The sequence below is a fragment of the Kocuria sp. PD6 genome, from assembly GCF_031844145.1.
In the GTDB taxonomy this organism is placed as follows: Bacteria; Actinomycetota; Actinomycetes; order Actinomycetales; family Micrococcaceae; genus Kocuria; species Kocuria marina.
In genome coordinates this window covers 24860-45399 of the sequence record NZ_JAUZUS010000009.1, presented here as the reverse complement: position 1 = coordinate 45399, position 20540 = coordinate 24860, and the positions used below count along the sequence as shown (strand labels likewise).

At 70.1% G+C, this 20540-nt stretch carries 13 protein-coding genes; 10 read left to right on the top strand and 3 right to left on the bottom strand.

The genetic code is table 11. The features are described 5' to 3' along the window. The first annotated feature begins 159 nt into the window (after window positions 1-159). From Q9R22_RS09685 to Q9R22_RS09665, 5 genes are all read left to right on the top strand, one after another. Window positions 160-1089 (top strand): proteasome assembly chaperone family protein, encoded by a 930-nt coding sequence (locus Q9R22_RS09685; protein ID WP_193519420.1) that lies wholly within the window; start codon window positions 160-162, stop codon window positions 1087-1089. Between the two features lie 58 nt (window positions 1090-1147). After that, complete coding sequence (locus Q9R22_RS09680; protein WP_131333062.1) at window positions 1148-2443, top strand: nitrate/nitrite transporter; 1296 nt, start codon at window positions 1148-1150, stop codon at window positions 2441-2443. A gap of 206 nt (window positions 2444-2649) precedes the next feature. Then, on the top strand, window positions 2650-4083 hold the full coding sequence (locus tag Q9R22_RS09675; RefSeq protein ID WP_131333061.1) for a DUF4192 family protein: 1434 nt from the start codon (window positions 2650-2652) through the stop codon (window positions 4081-4083). A gap of 207 nt (window positions 4084-4290) precedes the next feature. Continuing rightward, window positions 4291-5910 (top strand): RNA polymerase sigma factor, encoded by a 1620-nt coding sequence (locus Q9R22_RS09670; protein WP_239320150.1) that lies wholly within the window; start codon window positions 4291-4293, stop codon window positions 5908-5910. Next, on the top strand, window positions 5910-6635 hold the full coding sequence (locus Q9R22_RS09665; protein ID WP_242670430.1) for a ubiquinone/menaquinone biosynthesis methyltransferase: 726 nt from the start codon (window positions 5910-5912) through the stop codon (window positions 6633-6635). The genes Q9R22_RS09670 and Q9R22_RS09665 overlap by 1 nt, the downstream gene beginning before the upstream one ends. A gap of 116 nt (window positions 6636-6751) precedes the next feature. Here the strand turns inward: Q9R22_RS09665 and Q9R22_RS09660 are convergent, their stop codons facing one another. Then, window positions 6752-6952, bottom strand: a complete 201-nt coding sequence (locus Q9R22_RS09660; protein WP_035961388.1) for a hypothetical protein — start codon at window positions 6950-6952, stop codon at window positions 6752-6754. Window positions 6953-7180: 228 nt separating this feature from the next. Between Q9R22_RS09660 and Q9R22_RS09655 the strand changes: the two genes are divergently transcribed. After that, the gene (locus Q9R22_RS09655) at window positions 7181-9289 is read left to right on the top strand and encodes a type IIA DNA topoisomerase subunit B (protein ID WP_131333060.1); all 2109 of its coding nucleotides are present in this window, start codon (window positions 7181-7183) and stop codon (window positions 9287-9289) included. A 163-nt stretch (window positions 9290-9452) separates the two neighbouring features. Here the strand turns inward: Q9R22_RS09655 and Q9R22_RS09650 are convergent, their stop codons facing one another. Then, a complete protein-coding gene (locus Q9R22_RS09650) occupies window positions 9453-11993 on the bottom strand; it encodes a DNA topoisomerase (ATP-hydrolyzing) subunit A (protein ID WP_131333059.1) in 2541 nt (846 codons plus the stop codon). A gap of 70 nt (window positions 11994-12063) precedes the next feature. Between Q9R22_RS09650 and Q9R22_RS09645 the strand changes: the two genes are divergently transcribed. The 4 genes from Q9R22_RS09645 (at window position 12064) to Q9R22_RS09630 (ending at window position 18294) form a co-directional block, all read left to right on the top strand. Next, window positions 12064-14754, top strand: a complete 2691-nt coding sequence (locus Q9R22_RS09645; RefSeq protein ID WP_311254182.1) for a GNAT family N-acetyltransferase — start codon at window positions 12064-12066, stop codon at window positions 14752-14754. A gap of 18 nt (window positions 14755-14772) precedes the next feature. Continuing rightward, the gene (locus Q9R22_RS09640; protein WP_131333057.1) at window positions 14773-16353 is read left to right on the top strand and encodes a serine/threonine-protein kinase; all 1581 of its coding nucleotides are present in this window, start codon (window positions 14773-14775) and stop codon (window positions 16351-16353) included. An 88-nt stretch (window positions 16354-16441) separates the two neighbouring features. Continuing rightward, entirely contained in the window at window positions 16442-17152 is a 711-nt protein-coding gene (locus Q9R22_RS09635; protein WP_035961403.1) for a DUF5998 family protein, read from the top strand. A 71-nt stretch (window positions 17153-17223) separates the two neighbouring features. Then, window positions 17224-18294 (top strand): alkaline phosphatase family protein, encoded by a 1071-nt coding sequence (locus tag Q9R22_RS09630; protein ID WP_131333945.1) that lies wholly within the window; start codon window positions 17224-17226, stop codon window positions 18292-18294. 705 nt (window positions 18295-18999) lie between these two features. On the opposite strand, the gene sepH is transcribed toward Q9R22_RS09630, so the two are convergent. Beyond that, a complete protein-coding gene (gene sepH, locus Q9R22_RS09625; protein ID WP_131333055.1) occupies window positions 19000-20427 on the bottom strand; it encodes a septation protein SepH in 1428 nt (475 codons plus the stop codon). Window positions 20428-20540 lie beyond the last annotated feature (113 nt).

Here is a 20540-nt window from a genome sequence, read left to right as displayed (position 1 = left end):
ATGGCCGCGACGTGCGCGGCGTTCGTGTGGCGCGCACGACTCCGATCCTAGCCAGCACAGCCCCGGGGAAGCGGGGAATAGGCGGGGTCGCTCCGGGCGTTCCCTTCTCACGAGCGTCGGCGCCCCTGTGCCGCGCCCATGATTCGACGAGGAGGAAGTGTGCTGGATCCCACGGCCCTGTATCTGGGGAATCCCGCGTTGCTGGGAGACGAGCGATTGCGTGGGCTGCCCATGATCGTGGCGCTGTCCGGATACGTGGAGGCCGGCCACCTGGCCGGTCAGATCGAGGCCGTCATCCTCGACTCCATGCCGAGCGAGACCGTGGTCCGTTTCGACCTGGACCAGCTCTACGACTACCGCTCCCGGCGCCCCCACGTGAAGTTCTCGGAGGATCACTTCGAGGACTTCGAGGCGCCCGAGTTGAACCTGCATGTGGTCACCGACGGGCTGGATCGGCACTTCTTGTTGCTCACCGGACCCGAGCCGGACACCCAGTGGGAGCGGTTCAGCTCCGCCGTGGTGGGGCTCGCGCAACGACTGCGGGTGAGTCTCGTGGCGCTCGTGGGAGGGATCCCCATGCCCGTGCCGCACACGCGGCCCATCCTGGTGACCGCCCATGGTCCGCGTGCGGATCTGCTGCCCCGGATCGACGGCAACAAGCCCACGTTCGAGGTCAGCGCATCCGCCTCGCACCTGCTCGAACTGCGATTGCAGGAGGGTGGGATCGATCACGTGGGGTTGTCCGTGCACGTGCCGCAGTACCTCGCGGAGTCCTACCTTCCGCAGGCGGCCGTCGCGGCCCTCGAGTATCTCAGTGCCGTGACCGGGCGCACTCTGCCCACGGACGAGTTACGGGAGGCCTCCCGGGACGTGATCCGTCAGATCGACGCGCAGGCGAACTCCTCGCCCGAGGTCCAGGCTGTCATCCAGAACATGGAACGGCGATACGATGACGTGGTGGACGCGTCCGCCCGTCGTTCGATTCTCGCCGGGCCCGACGACGCCGACCTGCCCGACGCCGACGACCTCGGTGCCGCTGCGGAGGCGTTCCTGGCCGCGCAGAGCGACCCGGAGGACCACCGAGAGTAGGGCCCCGCACCCGGTATGCACGGGCCTCCGTCACCGAGCCCGTGGGAGGCCCAGCCGCATGCCCGAACCGGTTGCAGCCCGTCCGTCCCGGTACAAGGACTCAGCCACCGCATGGTTGATTTTCGCGGTGGGTGTTTTCGCGTACTTCTCCGCGGTCGCGCAGCGCACGAGTTTCGGCGTGGCCACGGTGGAGGCCGCCGACCGGTTCCAGACCGCGGCCTCGGGGCTGTCCCTGTTCTCCATGATGCAGGTGCTCGTCTATGCGGCACTACAGGTGCCCGTGGGGGTGCTCGTGGACCGGTTCGGCCCGCGCATCCTCATCACCGTGGGGGCCGTGGCCATGGCGGCGGGACAACTGCAACTGGCCGCGGCGCAGTCCGTGGCCGAGGGCGTGGTGGGTCGCATCCTCGTGGGCGCCGGCGACGCCGCCACGTTCGTGTGCGTCATGCGCTTGCTCCCCGTGTGGTTCTCCGCGCTGAAGGTACCCATGCTCACCCAGGTCGTGGGCATGACGGGCAACCTGGGCCAGCTCTTCTCCGTGATCCCGTTCGCGGCGTTGCTCCACGTGGTCGGCTGGGTGCCGTCCTTCGTGGTCATGGCGGCGATCGCCCTGCTCGCCGCGGTGCTCTCCGGTCTGCTCCTGCGCAGCAACCCGCCAGGCGCGCGTGAGCTCAACGACGCGATCTCCTTGGCGATCGTGCGCACCTCCATGGCGCAGGCCATCAAGGAACCGGGGACCCAGCTGGGCTTCTGGGTCCACTTCACCGTGCAGTTCGTGGGCAACACGTTCGCGCTCATGTGGGCGTACCCGTACCTGCAGAACGCACAAGGGCTGGACCCGACGCAGGCCTCCGCCGTGATGACCGTGTACGTGGTGTTCAACGTGGCGGTGGCGCCGGTGATCGGCAAACTCAGCGCGCGCTTCGCGCGCCGGCGCTCCACACTGTCCCTGGCATGCGTGCTCGTGAGCTGGGCCGGGTGGACCGCACTGCTCGTCTGGCCGGGCCACGCCCCCGCCGTGGTCGTCTACGTGGCCGTGTGCATGATCGCTCTGTCCCTGCCCGCGTCCATGCTGGCGTTCGACATCGTGCGCTCCTTCAACCCGCCGCAGCGCAACGGCACCGCCACGGGACTCGCCAACGTGGGCGGGTTCGCGGCGTCCCTGCTCGCGATCTACGTCACGGGGCTTGTGCTCGACCTGCTGTTCGGCGCCGGGATCTCACCCACGCTGTACGACGCCGATGCGTTCCGTCCCGCGATCGCCGCCCAGGCCCTCGTGGCCCTCGTGGGCACGGTCGCGATCCTTCGCTGCACACGCAAGGTGCGCCGGGTGCACGGCCCCGATTCCGTCTGACCCCTGGGCGAGTGGGAACCCGCGCCGCGCGTCCCGTTACGGCACTGGCTCGCCACACCCCACCGCTCCACCGTAGGCGGCACCCCACTTCGCCCACCGCGGCGAGCGCCCTCCACAGCACCGCCCCGGGGTGTGTCGGGAGCGAGCTCGTGCACATGCGCGCGGACCGACCCCGCCGAGGGGCGTCCGGTCGCCAGGGTGGCGTCATGACCATTTCCCATGAAGCCGCCGACACCGTTCGCATCCGCAGCACCGAGGACCTCCTCGCGCTGATCCCTCATCAGGTGGGTCGCCAGCCCCGTAACACCTCGGTGCTGTTCTTCCCCGTGGCCGACAGCAGCGCCCTGTGCCTGAGCATGAACTCACCCACCGTAGAGACCGATCCGTACGAGCTCGGTGCGGAGCTCGCCGAGGTCCTCGCGCGTGTGCGTCACTGCGGGGAGGTGGTCGTGACGGTGTACTCGGACCAGGCCCTCGAGGGCGGGGTGGATCGCGAGGCCGTGGCCGCGGCCCGGTGGGCGTGCGCCGTGGAACGGGCGGGACTCACCGTGTTACGCACCCTCGTGGTGGGTCCGCAGCACTGGTGGGACCTCGCGGAACCGGACCGGGCGTTGCCCGTCGAGCTGATCCGGGACAGCGCGGTCAACGCCCAGATGATCGCACTGGGTAGCGCTGCCGAACCGGATGCGCCCGAGCACCATCCGCGGTGGCGGCACCGGTTCGCCCGGAGGGCACAGCATGTCACGCGTGCGTGGGAGCGACTGCGCACGGACGACGGCGATTCCGCACCTGCGCGGACCACGGTGCCGGGTCCGACGCCGCCCACCATCGACCCCGATCCGCGGCATCCGTTGACGGCGTGGCACCGCGCGGTGCGTTGCGTCCAGGCGGACAGGCAGCACTGGGTGGATACCGTCCTGGGTCTGTCGGACGGACATCTCGCGCTGCTGATCGAGGGGGTGCACGACGATCTCGTCCGGGACGCGCTGCTATACGCGTGGTTGAGCGGGAGCACCGCTCGGGCCGCGGCGGCGCTCGCAGGGTTGCGGGCCGCCATGGTGCGGCTGGGCGGCGGCATCGCGGGGTCCGAGCCCTCGGAGGACGAGATCGACGAGGCCCTGCGCTGCGTGGTCGCGGTGGCCGGGGAATGGGACGGCCCGCCGGACTGGGACACCCTGGACGGTGCGTACCGGGTGTTGCAGGTGCTGGACGGGATTCTGGGTGCGGGGCGCGACCCGCTCGCCGACCCTACCGAGATCGTGGCGGGCTCGCGGGAGTCGTTGGGTCCTCGAGACTTGTCGGGTTCCCGGGAGACGTCGGGTGACCGGGAGCCGTCAAGTGACCCAAACCCCTCGAGCGATCGGCAATCCTTGACCGCGGCTGCCGCGAGCGTCGTGGCCACCTTGGCGCAGCTCGAGGTGTACCGGGGTCGCGCCCACACGGCGTCGCGGTTGCTCGCACGCTGCGCGAACCGGGAGGGTGCCGCGGGGTCCGAACGATCCGTGATGCCCGGCCGTTCCGCGGCGGCCGACGTGGCGCACCGGTTGCGACACCAGCCCACGCCGTGGTGGTGCGTGGACCGGCGTACCGCGTGGCCGGGCCGGGGCGTGTGGGAACGCGGTGCCTCGGACCAGGGGTGATGGGGGCACGTCGCTAGAGGTAACGGGGGCGGGCGAAAACTTTTCACGGTGTGCGGGAACAAACTGCGAAGGGTCGGTGTTAGGGCGAATGAGGCCCTCAGAGTCTCGGCGGGACCTCGTGTCACCACGCCGGACTTGACAGGGTCATAGGTGTGTTGGCCGCTGATGCGGTGCGCACCCGTAGATCTGTCCAACGAAAGGTTCTCCGTGTCACCAGCTGCCAGCAAGACCGCGTCCGCTTCTCAGGCCTCCACGGAGCAGACGGACCCCGCTGAGACCACTTCTCAGGCAGGCACGGGCGGCGCTAGCACGAGTGGCGCTGCCAAGAAGCCCGCCGTGAAGAGGGCCGCCGCGGCCAAGAAGACTGTGGCGCGCAAGAGCACCGCCGCTAAGAAGACCGCTTCCGCCACGCGGGGGACCGCCGCGGCGTCGTCGCAGACCACCGCTGCCACATCGGACGCGGGGGCGTCGAACGAGTCAGACACCGCCGCCCCCGCGGCGAAGAAGACCGCCACCCGGAAGACCGCCGCCAAGAAGTCGGCCGCGACCAAGACCGCGGCGACCAAGTCCACGACCCGCACCAAGACCGCCGCGGACTCCGCGGAGGGCACCGCCAAGTCCGCGGGCACCCGCAAGACCACCAAAACCGCCGCGAAGCCCGCCGCCAAGGCCCCCGCGGGCGGACGCGGTCGGAAGAAGGCGGATCCCGTTGAGGAGGCGCTCGCCGAGGACGAATTGGTGCCCGAGGACACCCCGGAGGACCTCGAGGAGGAGGACACCCAGGAGTCCCAGCAGGCCTCAGTGGAGGAATCGGCCCCGCTCATGAAGGGCCGCCAGGACAAGAGTGCGCGCGGCTTCGTGCTGACCAACAACGACGACGACGACGCTCCCGCTCAGCAGGTGGTCGTCGCCGGTGCCACCGCGGACCCCGTCAAGGACTACCTCAAGCAGATCGGAAAGGTCGCGCTGCTCAACGCGGAGCAGGAGGTGGACCTGGCCCTGCGCATCGAGGCCGGGCTGTACGCCGAGCACAAGTTCGCGGACGAACAGGACTCCATGGACGCGGACACCCGCCGCGCCTACCGCTGGGTGATCCACGACGGCCGCCGCGCCAAGAACCACCTGCTCGAGGCCAACCTGCGCCTCGTGGTGTCCCTGGCCAAGCGCTACACGGGCCGCGGCATGCTGTTCCTGGACCTGATTCAGGAGGGCAACCTGGGCCTGATCCGCGCGGTCGAGAAGTTCGACTACACCAAGGGCTTCAAGTTCTCCACGTACGCCACGTGGTGGATCCGCCAGGCCATCACTCGCGCCATGGCGGACCAGGCCCGCACCATCCGCATCCCGGTGCACATGGTCGAGGTCATCAACAAGCTGGCCCGCGTGCAGCGCCAGATGCTGCAGGACCTGGGGCGCGAACCCACCCCGGAGGAGCTCGCCAACGAGCTCGACATGACCCCGGAGAAGGTCGTGGAGGTCCAGAAGTACGGTCGCGAGCCCATTTCGTTGCACACGCCGCTCGGTGAGGACGGTGACTCCGAGTTCGGCGACCTGATCGAGGATTCCGAGGCCGTGGTCCCCGCGGACGCCGTGTCCTTCACGCTGCTGCAGGAGCAGTTGCACTCGGTGCTGGACACGCTCTCCGAACGCGAGGCCGGCGTGGTGGCCATGCGCTTCGGGCTCACGGACGGTCAGCCCAAGACCCTGGACGAAATCGGGAAGGTCTACGGCGTCACCCGTGAGCGGATTCGCCAGATAGAGTCCAAGACCATGTCCAAGCTGCGTCACCCGTCCCGCTCGCAGGTGCTGCGGGACTACCTGGACTGATGTCCTCGGTGAACAAGAACGGTAAGCACTCCATGACCGAACGGGATACGACGGTCCAGGGCATCTTCGAGCGGATCACGGACTCCTACGACCGGATCAACACGCTGATGACCCTGGGTCGGCACGCCCAGTGGTGCCGCGAGGTGGCCCAGCGGGCGGCCGTGACGCCGGGCGGCCGGCTGCTGGACATCGCCACGGGCACGGGGGAGATCGCGCTGGCCGCGCGGCGTCGTGAACCCCGCGCCGAGATCACGGCGGTGGACTTCTCCGAGAACATGCTCGAGCGCGCCCGCACGAAGCCCGGCGCGGACGGCATCGCGTGGGAGTTCGCGGACGCCCACTCGCTGGAGTACGCGGACGAATCCTTCGACGCGGTGACCCACGGTTACCTGCTGCGCAACGTGAGCGACGTCCCGCGCGTACTCAGCGAACAGTTCCGTGTGCTCTCGCCTGGGGGGCGGGTGGTCGTCCTGGAGACGGCACCGCCCCGGGGGCTGCTCAAGCTCGCGGTCACCGCGGGGATGCGGATCGTGTTGCCCCTGTTGGGACGGGTGGTCGCCAAGGACAAGGACGCTTACTCCTACCTGGAGAGCTCCACCCTCGGATTCATGCAGCCCGCGCAGGTCGCGCAGCTCATGCGCGAAGTCGGCTTCACGGACGTGGACTTCGAGACCAAGTACCTGGGCACCAACGTGATCCTGTGGGGCCGCAAGCCCGGCCCGTGAGGAACACATGATGTAAAGCACACATGACAAGGAAGGCGCGCATCCGAGGATGCGCGCCTTCCTTCGTGTCCGGGCGTTCCGGCGGGGGACCGGAACGCCGCGGGTGGGCCTGTCGCTCAGGCGCCGATGTGCTGCGTCTCGTCCTGCCACGTGGCGGCCAACGGGCGCAGCTTCTCCTCGTTCGCACGAGCGTGGTGGGCGCAAAACAGCAGCTCGCCACCGGTGGATTCGAGGACCACGCGGACGTATGCCTGGGCACCGCAGGCGTCGCAACGGTGGGTCGCGTTGAGTTCACGCGCTTCGAGTGTCGCGTTCATGGGATCCTCCTCACGGGGTACGGAATGCGACGGCGCTCATCTGAGCCGCCGCACGGCCATCAGGGGTGTCACGCCCCGATCGCACGTACCAGTACAACCCACGCGCGCAGTCAATGCTTCCCACGAAGGCCCTGTTTCGCCCACCGCGCACAAACCCCGGGTGCCGACTACAGTGGGATGGTCCCGCACCGCCCGCGGGCCGCCCCCGAACCCCGGAGTAGCACCACCGTGACACCGTCCCGTTCCGAATACAACGCCCGCCACCTCTCCGTCCTGGAGGGCCTCGAGGCGGTACGCAAACGCCCGGGCATGTACATCGGCTCCACGGACTCGCGCGGTCTGATGCACTGCCTGTGGGAGATCATCGACAACTCCGTCGACGAGGCGCTCGCGGGGTACGGCCAGGACATCACGGTGATCCTGCACCGGGACGGGTGCGTGGAGGTCCACGACGACGGTCGCGGCATCCCCATCGACACCGAACCCCGCACGGGCCTCACGGGCGTGGAGGTCGTGTTCACCAAACTGCACGCGGGCGGCAAGTTCGGCGGCGGTTCGTACACGGCGTCGGGCGGGCTGCACGGCGTGGGTGCCTCGGTGGTCAATGCGCTGTCCGCGCGCCTGGACGTGCAGGTGGACCGTGGCGGCAAGACATACCAGATGTCGTTCAAGCGCGGCGAGCCCGGGACGTTCACGGACAAGGGGGCGCCGTCCCCGAGTGCACCGTTCGAGGCGTTCACGACCGACTCGCACCTGCAGGTCGTGGGCAGAGCCAAGCGCGGCGTCACTGGCACACGGATCCGCTACTGGGCCGACGATCAGATCTTCACCCCGGACGCGCGCTTCTCCACCGAGGAGCTCGTGCGCCGCGCCCGCCAGACCGCGTTCCTGATCCCCGGGCTGAAGATCACCGTGCAGGACGAACGCCGCCTGCCGGGTACACCGGGCGCGGACGGTCCCGTGGAGGAGGTCTTCCAGTACGACGGCGGGATCTCGGAGTTCGCGGAGTTCCTCGCCGCGGACGCGCCCGTCACCGACGTGTGGCGGCTGCAGGGGCAGGGCAGTTTCACCGAGCGGGTCCCCGTGCTCGACGAGTCCGGCCACGCCCGGCTCACCGACGTGGATCGCACGTGCGAGGTGGACGTGGCCCTGCGCTGGGGCGTGGGGTACGACAGCACGGTGCGCTCGTTCGTCAACATCATCGCCACGCCCAAGGGTGGCACCCACTTAAGCGGTTTCGAGAATGCGCTGCTCAAGACCCTGCGCAAGCAGGTGGAGACCAACTCCCGCAAGCTCAAGGCGGGTAACGACAAGCTCGAGAAGGACGACGTCCTGGCCGGGCTCACCGCGGTGCTCACGGTCCGGTTGGCCGAACCCCAGTTCGAGGGGCAGACCAAGGAGGTGCTGGGCACCCCTGCGGTGCGCCAGATCGTCGCCAAGGTCGTGGAGGCGGAGCTCACCAAGCAGCTGACCTCCAAGAAGCGGGACGACAGGGCCCAGGCCGGTCAGCTGCTCGAGAAGGTCGTCGCGGAGATGAAGTCCCGGATCTCGGCCAGAGTGCACAAGGAGACCCAGCGGCGCAAGAACGCGCTCGAGACGTCGTCGATGCCCACGAAACTCGTGGAGTGCCGTTCCGCGGACGTGAACCGCTCGGAGCTGTTCATCGTGGAGGGCGACTCTGCGCTCGGCACCGCCCGGCTCGCCCGCAACTCCAACTACCAGGCGCTGTTGCCGATCCGCGGCAAGATCCTGAACGTGCAGAAGGCCTCGATCACGGACATGCTCGCGAACGCCGAGTGCGCGGCCCTGATCCAGGTAATCGGGGCCGGGTCGGGTCGCAGCTTCGACCTGGACGCCGCCCGCTACGGCAAGATCATCATGATGACGGACGCGGACGTGGACGGCGCCCACATCCGCACCCTGTTGCTCACGCTCTTCTACCGCTACATGCGCCCGCTCGTGGAGGCCGGACGGGTCTACGCCGCGGTGCCCCCGCTGCACCGGGTGCAGATCGTCAACCCGGGCTCCAAGCCCAACGAGATGGTCTACACGTATTCGGAGCGCGAACTCGACACGCTGCTGGGCAGCCTCGAGGAGCAGGATCGTCGGTACAAGGAGCCCATCCAGCGCTACAAGGGCCTGGGGGAGATGGACGCCGATCAGCTCGCGGAGACCACGATGGACATCCGCCACCGTGTCCTGCGGCGCGTGCGCGTGTCCGACGCCGAGGCCGCCGAGCGCGCGTTCTCCCTGCTCATGGGCTCGCAGGTGGCCCCACGCAAGGACTTCATCGTGGCCGGTGCCGCCCAGCTCAACCAGGAGCAGATCGACGCCTGAGCGCCTCAGGTGGTGTGCTCGGGCAGCGGCGCCGTCTCACGCGCCGGGCGGCGCGACGCCCCGGACGGTCGGTCGTCCGCGGGCGACGCCGCCGTCGCCCCCTGCGCGGGTCGGTCGCCGACCGTCGCCGATCCATCCTCCTCCGCGGCGCCCGGTCCGCGGGTCATTCGTCCTCCGCGGCTGACTCCCCATCCGTCGTGGTCCCCGGCACGGGGAGACCTCTGAGCGCGGGTCCCACGGCCGCGACCGCACGGTCGATGCCCACACCGGAACCGTCCCGGCGCCCATACTCCACGGGGAGCGATCGCGCGACGCCCGCCGCGGACACGGCCTTGCCCGGCCCGTGGCCGACCCACGCCAGGGTCAACCCGGTCTCACCCGCGAGTAGTCGCTGGGCCCGCACACCGGCGGTCGCGCGGCCCTTGGCGGGGAATTCCGAGAGCGGGGTGACCTTCACGGACGCCTCGCCCATCTCGGGCAGCTGACCGTCACTGCGGGCCTGGGTGACCACCACGGTGGACTCGCTCGGCACCACCGCCCCGAAGAAGATCACGTGCTCGTCCGGCGCGAGTTTCATCCCGGCCACACCACCGGCCGTTCGGCCCTGGGGGCGCACCGCGGATGCGGGGAAGTGCAGCAGCTTGGCGTCCGAGGAGACCAACACGAGTTCCGCGTCGACCGGCGCGGCACCCACACCCACCACCGAGTCCCCGTCCTTGAGCTTGATCGCGGGCCACTGGTCCAGGTTCAGCGGGTAGTCGGGGTTCACGCGCTTGACCACGCCGTCCGCGGTCCCAATCGCGAACACGGCATTGCTGGGCACGAGTCCCACGAGCGTCTCGTTCTTGTCCAGACCCAGGAAGTCCGCGGCGGGCACGCCGTCCGCGAGGCGGGGAACGCCGTCGAACTCCTGCAGCACGGGCACGTCCACGCACGAGACGCGCAGCATCCGGCCCGTGGACGTGATCGCGGCGATCTCCCCGCGCGCCGTCGAGGGCACCACGCTCGTCAGGGCGTCGTGCTTGAAGCGCCGGGAGCCGTCCGCGAGCGGGGTGCGCACGGCACTGCGGGCGATCCGCCCGGTCGTGGACAGGAACACCCAGCACGGGTCGTCGCTGATCTCGAGCGCCACGGACGGTGCCGCGTTCTTCTTCCCGCGCGCGTTCTCCGCGGTGACCGCGGGCAGGTCCTCGGCCTCGAGCAGCACGGTGCGCCGCTCGTCACCGAACTTCTCCGCGGTCTCGGTGAGCTCGTCCGCGACGACGCCGCGCAGCGCGCTCTCCGAGCCCAGGATTGCCTCGAGTTCGGCGATCTCCCGCTGCAGGGTGTCCCGCTCGGCCTCGAGCTCGATCCGGGAGAACTTGGTCAGCTGACGCAACCGCAGTTCCAGGATGTGCTCGGACTGCGCGCGGGAGAGGTCGAAGACCGCGATCAACCGGTCCCGGGCCTCGGCCGTCTCCTCGGAGGAACGGATGATCTGGATGACCTCGTCGATATCGAGGATCGCGATCAGCAACCCCTCCACGAGGTGCAACCGGTTCTGCCGCTTAGCCAGGCGGAACGCGGTGCGCCGGCGCACCACACTGATCCGGTGGTCGCTGTAGACCCGCAGCAGCTCGAGCAGCCCCATGGTGCGGGGCTGACCCTCCACGAGAGCCACGTTGTTGATCCCGAAGGACTCCTCGAGCGGTGTGTGCTTGTACAGCTGCGCGAGCACGGCCTGCGGGTTGAACCCGTTCTTGAGCTCGATGACCAGTCGCAGCCCGTTAGTGCGGTCGGTGAGGTCCACGACGTCCGAGATCCCGGCGAGCTTCTTGGCCTGGACCGCGTCCTTGATCTTCTCGGTGACCTTCTCGGGGCCCACCATGTACGGCAGCTCGGTCACCACGATGCCCTGCTTGCGGGGCGAGACCTGTTCCACGGAGACCGTGGCGCGCGTGCGGAACGAACCCCGCCCGGTGCGGTAGGCGTCCCGCACGCCCTCGAGGCCCACGATCCGACCGCCGGAGGGCAGGTCCGGACCGGGGATGAACCGCATGAGTTCCTCGAGCGTGGCCTCGGGGTTCAGGATGAGGTGCCGGGCCCCGGCCGCGACCTCGCGCATGTTGTGCGGTGCCATGTTCGTGGCCATGCCCACCGCAATCCCGGTGGCCCCGTTGACGAGCAGGTTGGGGTACGCGGCCGGCAGCACCGCGGGCTGCTGGAACTGGTTGTCGTAGTTGGGCACGAAGTCCACGACGTCCTCGTCGAGGTCACCCGTGAGCGTGCGCGCGGCCGGGGCCATCCGGGCCTCCGTGTAGCGCGGGGCCGCCGGACCGTCGTCGAGCGACCCGAAGTTGCCGTGCCCGTCCACGAGTGGCACGCGCATCGCGAAGGACTGCGCCATGCGGACCATGGCGTCGTAGATCGCGGCGTCACCGTGGGGGTGCAACTTGCCCATGACCTCGCCCACCACGCGCGCACTCTTGACGTGGCCGCGGTCCGGGCGCAGGCCCATTTGGTCCATCATGAACAGGATCCGCCGCTGCACGGGCTTGAGACCGTCCCGGGCGTCCGGCAGCGCGCGGGAGTAGATCACGGAGTAGGAGTACTCCAGAAAGCTCGTCTCCATCTCCTGCGTGACGTCCACGTCCACGATGTGCTCGGTGAAGTCCTTGGGCAGTTCGTCCTGGGGAGAACGCGTGGCTGAGCGGCGACGAGCCATCGAGGGGTAACTCCTTGAAATCAGGGCGTGCTCCTGTGACCGGAGCAGGCGGTTGGCTACTCTGAAGTCTATGGGTACCACCGACGACGCCGCGCCGCAGCAGACCTACCCCAAGTACTGGGAGGCGGACGTCATCCTGCGCGACGGCGCCACCGCGCACCTGCGCCCCATCAGCCCCGAGGACCAGGACCTGCTCCAGGAGTTCCACTCCGGGCAGTCCGAGGACAGCATCTACCTGCGGTTCTTCTCCTACAAACCGACCCTGTCCCAGCGGGAACTGGACCGCTTCTCCACGGTGGACCACCGGGACCGCGTGTGCTTCGTGCTGATCCTGGGGGAGCGGATGATCGGTGTGGGCCGCTACGACCGCACCACGCAGCGCTCGGCGGAGGTCGCGTTCATGATCTCCGATCACCACCAGGGGCGGGGAATCGGGTCCATCCTGTTGGAGCACCTGGCCGCCGCCGCCCGCGAGAACGGGATCGACCGCTTCACCGCGGAGGTGCTGCCCGAGAACCGCAAGATGCTCCACGTCTTCGTGGAGGCCGGCTACGACGTCTCCCGTCAGTTCGAGGACGGCGTGGTGGTCGTGGACTTCGACATCGACCCCACCGAGAAGTCGCTCGCGGTGATGGCCGCGCGCGAGCACCGCGCGGAGGCCCGGTCCATCACGGACCTGCTGACACCGGCCACCGTGGCGGTCGTGGGGGCATCCGCGAACCGGGACCACGCGGGGTTCCACGCGGTCGAGGGCATCCTCACGGGCGGGTACACGGGCACGCTCTACGGCGTAGGTCATTCCCCGTACGAGCGCGAAGGGCTGCACTTCGTCTCGTCCCTCGACGAGATCGAGGGCACCGTGGACCTCGCGGTGATCGCGGTGCCGCGCGAATCGGTGGAGGAGACCGTGACGCAGTGCGGCAGGGCGGGAGTGCGCGCCGTCGTCGTGATGACGGGCGGTTACGCCGAGGACGGTGCGCAGGGCGCGGCCGCCCAGCGCCGCCTGGTGCGGATCGCCCGCGCCGCGGGGATGCGCGTGGTGGGCCCAGCGAGCCTGGGTCTGTTCACGACCGATCCGGAGGTCTCGCTCAACGCGTCCGTTCTGCCCGAGTTGCCGCGCCGCGGAGGACTGGGACTGTTCTCCCAGTCCGGGGCGATCGGCACCATGCTCTACGGTGCCGCGCAGCGCCACGGCGTGGGGATGTCCAGCTACCTCTCGGCGGGGAACCGCGCGGACGTCTCCGGCAACGACCTCATGCAGTACTGGGAGGACGACCCCGCCACCACGGTGTGCGGTCTCTATCTGCAGTCGGTGGGCAACCCGCGCAAGTTCTCGCGCATTGCGCGCAGGCTCTCGCTGAGCAAGCCCGTGATCGTCGCGAAGTCCGAGGTCACCGGCCTGCGGCTCCCGCCGGGCCACACGGGCCGGGTCACCCAGGCCCCGGCCGGCGCGCTCGACGCGATGTTTCGCCAGGCCGGGGTGATCCGTGCGACCACGGCCGAGCAGTTGCTCGACATCGCCGCGATCGCGGAGAGCCAGCCGCTGCCCGTCTCCCCGCGCGTGGCCGTGGTCTCGAACGCGCTCGCGCTCGCGCAGCTCGCCGAGGACACGGCCCTGCGCCTACGGCTCGACCCCGCCGTCGTGGACGGCACCATGGACACCTCCAACGGGCCCGAGCGGGCGCACGAGGCCGTCCTGGACGCCGTGCGCGCTCAGCTCTCGTCGGATGCGGTCGACAGCGTCGTGCTCGTGCTCATGCCCGTGCGCGGCCTGGACACCGCGGCGCTCGCGAGCGACGTCGCCCGGGCCGCGCGCGACGCCGACCGAACGACCGTGGTCGTGTTCACGGGTCAGCACGGCCCCGAGGCCATGACCACGTCCGTGCACACCGCGGACGACGCCGCCCTGCCGTGCTTCGATTCGCCCGGCGCCGCCCTGAGCGCGCTCGCGAGCGTCGTGGACTACATGACATGGCGCTCGCAGGACCAGGGCGTGATGGTGCCGCCCGAGGAGTTCGATTCCGACGGCGTCGAGAAGTTCCTGGAACGGCTGCGCGAGAAGATCAGCGGGGACGCGCTCTACGAACTGGAGATCGCCGAGCGCAACGAGCTGCTGGGTCTCGCGGGGATCCGCGTGCTCGAGTCCGTGCGGTTCACGGACCCGGAGGCCGCGTACGCCGCCGCCGAACGGCTCGGCTACCCCGTGGCCCTAAAGTCCACGGACCCGTTCCTGCGCCACCGCCTGGACCTGGGTGGGGTGGTGCTCAACATCGCGAACGCGGACCAACTGGGTGCCGCGATCGAGACCATGAAGCGCACGCTCGCGGGCTGGAACGCGAGCGATTTCGAGGTACAGTCCATGGCGCCCACGGGACAGACCGTGGTGGTGCGCGCCGCGGAGGACCCACTCATCGGTCCCGTACTGTCCTTCGGGATGGCCGGGGACGCCGTGCACCTGCTGGACGACTGGGCCCACCGCGTGCCCCCGCTGACCGACCGGGACATCACTCGCATGGTGCGCGCGCCCAAGGCCGCGCGGAAACTGTTCGGCTACCAGGGCGTCCCGCCCGTGGACACCACCGGACTGGAGCAGCTGATCAACCGTGTGGCCTTTCTCAAGGACCGCTTCCCCGAGATCGCGTTCCTGGAACTGAACCCGGTCGTGCTCTCCGGATCCGTCGTCACGGTGCTCTCGGCCGCGGTCAAGATCGGGGACCCCGGACAGCGCACGGACAGCGCCCGGCGCGCCATGCTGGGCTAGCACGGGACCTCGAACCGAGTGCGGGACACGATTGCCGGACGCTTCGAACTGCTGACACCCATCGCCGAGGGTGGCAGCGGGGCCGTGTGGCGAGCCCACGACCTGCGCCGGGGCAGGGAATGCGCGGCCAAGGTGTTGCGGCAGCGTGATTCGGCGGAGCTGTTGCGCTTCGTGCGGGAACAGTCCGTGGACCTCGAGCACCCGCACGTCGTGGCTCCGTACGGCTGGGCCGCGGAGGACGAACACGTGGCCATCGCCATGGAGCTCGTGTCCGGGGGCACCCTCGAGGCCGCGCTGCAGGACAACGGTCCCGTGGCGGACTGGCTCGCGGAGGAGCTGATGTGTCAGCTGCTCGAGGCACTGCGCTTCGTCCACGAGCACGGCTGGGTGCACCGGGACGTCAAGCCCGCCAACGTGCTGCTCGAACCTACGGGTTCGGGGACCCCCGTGGCCCGGCTCGCGGACTTCGGGATCGCCGTGCGCGTGACCGATGCGCGCCTCACGCACGCCGGCACCGTGGTGGGTACCCCCGGGTACCTGCCGACCGAGGCGTACGCCCCGGGGAATCCGTCTCGCACCATGGACCTCTATGCCGCCGGGGTCACGGCGGTGCGCATGGTCCTGCCCGAGGTGGATCTCAGTGGCGACCCCTTGCGCCCGGAGGACGTGGCCCGCCTCGGCTTGTTCGGGGGTTCCCCGCTGTTACGCGCGGGCGTGGCCGGACTGCTCAGCATCGTGCCCGCGGAGCGCACGCGCGCCGCCGACCAGCTGCTCGCGAGTCTCGCGGCCACGGCGGCCGCCCGCCGGGACCGGCCCAGCGAGACGGTGGATGGCGAGCCGTTCGAGGTCTTCGACGTCCTCGAACCCACCACGGAGCGTGAGCTGTCCCCGGTGCTCGACGCCGCGCGGTTGCCTCCCGGGGCGGGCGGCACCAGGGAGGCGCCCATCGCGTGGCACGCGGTGCACCGGAAGGTGATCGCCGGGGGTGAGCACCGGCCCATGGCCGAGCGCGGCGGTGACCGGTTGCGCCCCTTCGCCCCCGTGAACGAGGTGACCGCTGCGCATGCGATCGGAACCGGTGCCGGGCAGGACACGACCGAGCGGCTGAACCCCGTGGAGGGCGCGCCCGCGATGCTCGAAGGGCACCCCGTGGGCACCTCGGGAGGGGCGAGCACCCCGGACCGGTCCGAGGAGATCACGATCGTGGATCCTGCGGGCTTCACGGGCGTGAACCCCACCGGTATCACTGCCGTGGGTGCCGCGACCGGCCTGACTGCCAGAGGGCGGGAAGCGGACACGGGAGCCGGCGGCGTCGTGGACCCGGGTGGCGCGGCGGACGAACGGGAACCGCACGCTCGGCGAGCGGTCCGCTGGCCGTGGTGGGTCCTAGCGCTCACGCTCGCGCTCCTGGCCCTCGCCGCGGGATACCTGTGGCTCGGCCCCGTGCTGGTGCAGTGGAGCGGTGATCCGTCACCGGCGCAGACGCCGGCCCCCACCATCTCTCCCACGAGGGACCCGGAACCGGCGCCCACCACGGACGTGACCCCGATCTGTTCGAAGCTCGAGGACGGCACGGTCTCGTGTGTGGTGGCCCCGTGAGGCGCCGGGCGGCGGAGGGTCACGCCGTGTGCCGGACCGCGGAGGGTCGCAATGTGCCCCGGGCGGCGCGGTGGAGGACAATGGCGCCATGACATACTCAGCACCCGATGGATCGCGCCTGGTCCAGGACATCGAGAAGGCGGGTTTCTATCCGCAACTGGTCACGGACGTGGTCATGGACTCCCTGGACGGGCGGCGCCCGGTGTCCCACCTGGTGCAGTTGGAAACCCATTTCACCAACACGGAGTTGCACCGGCACATCACGGCCCTCGTGCTCGCGGAGGACGTCCTGCACATCACGCACGTGGACGACCAACAGTATGACGAGAACGGTTCGGACACCGTGGCTCGGGTCTCGTCCGAGACCGTGCCGATCTCCCAGATCCGCTCGGTCACGCTGAGTTACGCGTACCACCAGCCGCAGAACTACGTCCCGGGCACCGCGATCATGGAGCTGAACCTGGCCGTGAGCTGGACCGGGACCCAACAGCTCGAGCTGTATCCCGCGATGTGCGAGGACCCCGAGTGCCAGGCGGACCACGGTTACACGGGCACTGCCGCGAGCGAGGACGTGGTCATGCGCATCAGCTCCGAGGCGGACGGGCAGGAGGCCGTGGAGGGCGCTCGCGAGTTCGCGCGCACGCTGCGCCGGGCCAATGTGGCACCGCTGACGGATTCCGGCGCGCAGATCGCGCAGTCCCCGCCGCAGCACCCCACCGCGGCCCGTCCCGAACCGCCGGCACCGCGACCGCGGTTCGGTCACCGGTTCAACGGCCGCGATTCGGGGCGCAACGCGTGAATGTGGAGGATCCCGCCGCCCCGGAGCTGCCGCGTGCGCCGCGCTACGGTTCGCACAGCGTCGCGGAGGTCATGGGTTCCGCGGCCGCGGCCCTGGGCATCCCCGGTTTCCGCAACGCCCTCAGCTTGCCGTCCGCGCAACGCTATGTGGTGGTGCTCGTGGACGGTCTCGGCTCGCGCTTGCTGAGGGAGACGGCGAGCTACGCGCCCACCCTGCGCGCGGCCCAGTCACTCGGCGAGCTCGACGCCGCGTTCCCCACGACCACGTCCGTCTCGCTCTCGTGCCTGGGCACCGGAGCCACACCGGGGCGTCACGGTATGCTCGGCTACGACGTCGTGGACCCTGCCTCCGACCGCGTGGTCAACATGCTCGGCAACTGGCCCTCGGACGTGGACCCGCTTGCCTGGCAACCCGAGCCCACGGTCCTGGAGCGCGCCGCGCAGCACGCGGACGCCGTGACGGTGAGCTCACCACGCTTCGAGTCCTCCGCCCTTACGAAGGCCGTGCTGCGTGGTGGCCGTTTCGTGGGCGCCCACGGTGTGTACGCCCGCACCGCGCGCACCCTCGAGCAACTGCGGGAGGGCAGGCGCGGGCTCGTGTACTTCTACTGGGACGAGCTGGACAAGACCGGTCACAAAGCGGGGTGGCGCTCGGACGACTGGTTACGCTCCCTCGAGGAACTTGATTCCGCGCTCAAGCGGCTCGTGACCAAATTGCCCGCCAACACCCGGGTGATCCTCACCGCGGACCATGGCATGGTGGACGTGGCCCCCGAGCACCGCGTGGACTACAGTGCGGTCCCCGAGCTCATGGCCGGGGTGCGGCTCACCGCGGGTGAGCCCCGGGCGGTGCAACTGCACACGGACGCGGACACCGATCCGGAAGAACTGGCAAGCCGTTGGAGCGCGCACTACGGGGACGTCGTGTGGGTGGCCACCAAGCAGCACCTTGCGGCGCACGGGTACTTCGGTCCCGAGCCGGATCAAGGATTGCTCGAACGAGCAGGCGACGTGTGGGTGCTGGCCCGCGAGGACATCGCCCTGTACGACGTCTCCCGACAGGGAACCCGGCCCCTGGCCATGGTGGGCCAGCACGGGTCGCTCACCGACCAGGAGAGGTTTGTCCCTTCCCTGGTGTGGTGATCGGCGCGGGCTTAGTCCCCTTCTGCGTGGGGTCCGGATCGACGGTCGGCGCCGCCGGCCGCGTGGGCGCCGGTGGTTGGGGCGGCCGAGGTGCGCGGGTCGGTTCCGGTGCCTGGCTCTTCGTGGGCTCTGGCGTAGCCGTGGACGGAACGGGCCGAGGGGTGCTCGTGGGCGCCGGGGGTACCGGCGCGGCGGGCGGTGCGGGAGCGACCGGGGGTGCGGGAACCACGGGGGGCGGAGCGGGCACGTAGTACTGCTCCGCGGGCCTCGAGGGCGGCACCAACGGCGTGATCTGCGGCGACGGCGTCGGAGATACGCTCGGGGTGGCACTCGGCGTGGGGGAGGGGGTCACGGTGGGGGACTCGGTCGCGAAGTTCGCGGGGTCGTCGTCGGACGAACCCGACAAACCGGTGAAAGCCACGGCCCCCACACCCACCAGGACGAGCAGGGCCGCACCACCGAGCGTGACGGGGGCCATGTACCGCCGGGCACCCGAGCGGGCCGGAGTCGCGGTGCCTTCGGGGGATTGAGTGTCCTCACCGAATAAATCGTCCTGGATGGAGTTGCCCATGCAAAAATTCCCTCGAGATCGCCCGTGCGTGTCCACGACCGGACCGTGTTCTCCCCGGGCCCGGTGCGTTCACGTGACTTTACCGCGTGCCGGCTTCCCCGCGCACAACCGCTCGTGAGAGCGCAGCGCCGACGTCAAGACCGGTTCGCCCCGAAGACGATGTCGTCCCAGCTCGGCACGGAGGACCGCTTGGCCTTGGGGGTGCGACCCCGCGGGCCCGGGGCGGGACGGTCGCTCGATCCCGATTCGTCCGTGGTGCCCGCATCGCCGGAACGGGCCGGTTCGTCGGTGTCCTGCGCAGCGGGCTCGTCGTCGTCCGCCACGTCCGTGGCCGTGCCGGAGGCGTCGACGGCGAACGCGCTATCCGACGTGGTGTCGCGCGCTTCGGTCTCCGTGGCCGCGTGTTCGTCCGCACCGGAGTTCTCCGACCCGGAGTCCTCAGGCGCGGAATCCTCGGAAATGCAATCCGCAGGCTGGTGGTCCGTGACGGCGGAGGGGACGTTCTCGTTCCGGGAGGCTGCGGGGGAGTCGTCGTACGAGCCCTTCCCGAACGGCACGGCGGGGGCAGCTGCGTTCCGGGAGGGGGCGGCGTCGTCGTGTGCGAGGGGGGTCGAATCGTCGACGATCTCGATCCCGTCGTCCTGGGCGAGTGCCTGGGCCTCGGCGACCTGCGAGGCGGCCGGCTGGATGGGCCGGTCGAACACCGTGGAGTCCTCCGGGGCGTCGATGGGGCGCGGGCGCTGGTCCACCTGACCCATGCCGCGGCCGAGGATCTCCGCGAGCCGGTCGTCGCCCGCCTCGTCCGAGCCGATCCGCCGTCCGCGGCGCGACTGCAGGACGTCGAGCAGGTCGTCCGCCTGGCTCGCCTCGTGCTGCAACTGCCGCAATGTCGCGGTGGGTGCGGGGGGCAGCGCGTGGGCGGCCGCGCCGAGCGGGCCGGTCTCCTGGTGCTCCTGACCCAGCGCGTGCGCCCAGTCGTTCTCCGGACGCACGGTCCGGTTCGCGGGGTTGTAACTCCACTGGGCGGGACCCGGGATGTCCGGGGCGTCCTGCGAGGCGTCCTCCGCGGAGAAGCTCAGCTGCACGGTCCACAACTGGTCCTCGCGCAACCACGCGTCCCAGTCGAAGGACGAGCGGTCCACCCCGAGCTCGGCGGCACGCTCGTCCACGGTCTCGCGCAGGGTACGGGGCTCGCCCTCGAACACGGAACGGTAGCCCTCGTGGGAGGGGTTGGTCCCGGAGACCGTGACCCGGCACGCCTCGGCGACCACGTGGGAGCGTTCGGCCAGGATGGGCCATTCGTACCGCTTGACGCGTTCGGCCTCCCACCCGGACTCGGCCACGACGTCCTCGACGCTCGCGCCGGCGCGGAAGCGGGCCTGGATGTCACGCGGACCGAAGGACCCTCCGCCGCGCCCATGAGAGGGGCGCTTGCGGCGCGCGTGCTGGATCGTCTGACGCAATTGCTGGTCGATCTTCAGCCGGTACCGGGTCGAATCGGGGGTCTCCACGATGAGGTGCTCACCGTCGTCGTGCACTCCTACCAGGCGCAACTGCTCCATGCTGTCCTTCCCTCGCCGTTGGGGGCACCACGCGATCCGGGGTGCGCTCGGCGCGCTCGTAGCGTCAGTGTAGTGGCACGCCCGGGCGCCGTCCGGGACCGGGGGGACGGCCA

Bases quoted from the DNA above. Each gene is read 5' to 3' on its own strand.
- Q9R22_RS09680 (WP_131333062.1), top strand. From the start codon at position 1,148: ATGCCCGAACCGGTTGCAGCCCGTCCGTCCCGGTACAAGGACTCAGCC.
- Q9R22_RS09630 (WP_131333945.1), top strand. From the start codon at position 17,224: ATGGGTTCCGCGGCCGCGGCCCTGGGCATCCCCGGTTTCCGCAACGCC.
- Q9R22_RS09660 (WP_035961388.1), bottom strand. From the start codon at position 6,952: ATGAACGCGACACTCGAAGCGCGTGAACTCAACGCGACCCACCGTTGC.
- Q9R22_RS09645 (WP_311254182.1), top strand. From the start codon at position 12,064: ATGGGTACCACCGACGACGCCGCGCCGCAGCAGACCTACCCCAAGTAC.
- Q9R22_RS09650 (WP_131333059.1), bottom strand. From the start codon at position 11,993: ATGGCTCGTCGCCGCTCAGCCACGCGTTCTCCCCAGGACGAACTGCCC.
- Q9R22_RS09665 (WP_242670430.1), top strand. From the start codon at position 5,910: ATGTCCTCGGTGAACAAGAACGGTAAGCACTCCATGACCGAACGGGAT.
- Q9R22_RS09635 (WP_035961403.1), top strand. From the start codon at position 16,442: ATGACATACTCAGCACCCGATGGATCGCGCCTGGTCCAGGACATCGAG.
- sepH (WP_131333055.1), bottom strand. From the start codon at position 20,427: ATGGAGCAGTTGCGCCTGGTAGGAGTGCACGACGACGGTGAGCACCTC.
- Q9R22_RS09675 (WP_131333061.1), top strand. From the start codon at position 2,650: ATGACCATTTCCCATGAAGCCGCCGACACCGTTCGCATCCGCAGCACC.